This window comes from Thermogutta sp. (assembly GCF_039793925.1).
In the GTDB taxonomy this organism is placed as follows: domain Bacteria; phylum Planctomycetota; class Planctomycetia; order Pirellulales; family Thermoguttaceae; genus Thermogutta.
Genome location: NZ_JBAMME010000341.1, coordinates 1 through 2,342, shown reverse-complemented (window position 1 = coordinate 2,342; position 2,342 = coordinate 1). Strand labels below are relative to the sequence as shown.

The 2,342-nt window shown below is 55.4% G+C and carries 1 protein-coding gene; it reads left to right on the top strand.

Annotated features, from left to right (window positions below; genetic code table 11):
* Positions 1 to 822 precede the first annotated feature (822 nt).
* Positions 823 to 2,088, top strand: coding sequence for a transposase (locus ABJK56_RS18440; protein ID WP_347246153.1), 1,266 nt, complete (start codon positions 823 to 825; stop codon positions 2,086 to 2,088).
* Positions 2,089 to 2,342: the final 254 nt, after the last annotated feature.

Genomic DNA, 2,342 nt, shown 5'->3' with positions numbered 1-2,342 from the left:
GTTGGGGTCGGGCCACACTATCTATTTGAATATCCTAAAGCTTACAGATCTCCATTCCTTCTCCTGTCAAGAGAGCTCTGCCGGAGGGCATTGGGATGTGAGAAGCGGCGCACTTCCTGATTCTCTGGGGAGAAACAACGGCAGGAAAGGCCGGTTCACATCGACATTGTGTTAATGTTCTCATGGTGCAGCATTAGGAGCCTGGTAAACGCCTGCTTTGCATGCCTGTCAAACCCGGCGGATTCGTAGAACCTGTATGTCGCTTCGTTCTTCCTGCCGGTGAGCAGCATTACCTTATAACAGTTCCGGCTCCATGCATACGTCAAGGCGTGTTTGAGCACGCTTTTCCGAAGCCCCTTCGCCTGAAATCCTTGTGTGTCACAACGTTCTCGACCACACCATACGGTCTGCAGCCGCGGGTCAGGTTCGGAATGATGCTCAAAGTGCAGGATAAAACGAGTTTCCCGTCAATGTACACACCAAAATATTTCAGCAGGGGGTTCTCCCCGATTTCCCGCCACGCGGCCTCGACCTGTTCCCGACCGGGCAAAGGGATATCCGAGTCGTGCAGGTGCGCATACAGACTCAGAAGATCGTCCAATTCAAACGAAAGGATTTCTCAACCCATTTAGTCTCTTGACAACGGCAGCGCTTTCATGCATGCGAGACAACATCTGTTGATAGAGGGCTCGGCTGAGTGTCTACCTCTGTTGGCATGACGAAGCCGCTGATGGGGTCTAGACCTTCTCACTACCAGGGGAAATTCGTCTCCTGGGGAATCCTGCCTGCTTCTGGCCCATTTGTTGGATTCTTGTCTTGGCCATGGCAGGGATCTACCGTCCCCGGCATCCGGAGCGCACTGTTCTTTATCGGGTGTTGTTCCATTACTTTGACCAGTTCCTGGCCCAGTATGAGTCGCGCTTCGAGAAGGAGTATGGGTTCTTCCGGCCGACTATCAAGGAGGTGGTGGAGCGCTATCTCGACTGCGGCAACCCGCGCTGCGGGTTTGCCCGCATCCGCTGTCCCGACTGTGGCGAGGAGCGACTCTTGATGTTCTCCTGCCGCACTCGGGGGTTCTGCCCCTCTTGCCATTCGAAGAGGTTGGAAGAATGGGGAGAGTGGATGAGGGAGACACTTCTCCTGGATGTCCCTCACCGCCAGGTCGTCTTTGTCATCCCTAAGATGCTTCGGATATTCTTCAAGTACAACCGCCGGCTGCTGGGAGATCTTTGTCGCTGCGCCCTCCGTTCATTGACTCGTTATTTCGAGCTTTTTGCCGGCAGCGAGCTTACGCCCGGGGTCATCGCGGCCATACAGACCTTCGGGGACCGCATCAATTTCCACCCCCACCTCCATTTCCTGGTGACCGAGGGAGGCGCGGACAAGGCGGGCATCTTCCACAAGATCTCCCGGATTGACGATTTGCGCCTGGCGGAGCTCTTTGCCCGGGAGGTCCTATCGATGCTTGTCGGGAAGGAACTGCTCAGCCCAGAATGGCCGGAGCGCCTTCTCTCCTGGCGCCACACGGGATTCTCGGTCCATAGCCTGGTGAGGGCTAAGACCAAGCTCGAGGCCGAGCAGGTGGGCAAGTATATGCGCCGGCCGCTCCTCTCCCTCAAGCGCCTCTCCCTCGATGAACGGACAGGCCAGGTCTGCTACCAGTATGGGAAAAAGGGCGAAGAGGTCGAGAGGATGGACTACCTGGAGTTCATCGCCCGGGTCGTCTCCCACATCCCCGACAAGGGCCAGGTCACAATTCGTTACTTCGGCCTCTACGCCAACGCCCACCGGGGGAAGGTCCTCAAGGCGAGTCGAGCCGCTTTTCCCCTCCGGATCGTCGAGGACAAGCTCCCGCGCCTCCCTTCCAAGGGCTGGGCCGAGATGATCCGTAAAGTCTACGAGGTTGACCCCCTCCTCTGCCCCCACTGCGGCGGGACGATGAAGGTCATCGCCTTTATTACGGACTTTCCTGTGGTCGACAAAATCATCAACCACCTCAAACTGACGTTTATCGCCTCGAAGCCCCCGCCCCCTCAGGTTGCCTTCCAGGAATATCTCATGACCGCCGAAACCGGCGGTAAGTATTAAGTATTTTTCGTGATTATCTTTTTGAACGGCAGGAGAGGTCTGGCTGATTTCCGGAGCTTTTGAGCCTCTCGGCAGATTTTTGACCCGCCATGAGCAATCCCCAACTCAATTTGACATCTCAGGAGCCGCGATTTATACTCTCTGAGGATGACCGAAGGGAGAAATTGTCACAAAGAGGCTCGCTCGGCCGGTACAGCCAAAAAGGAAACTCTTATCTTTGAGATTAACTTTGAGTAAAATCTTTTTAATTAATC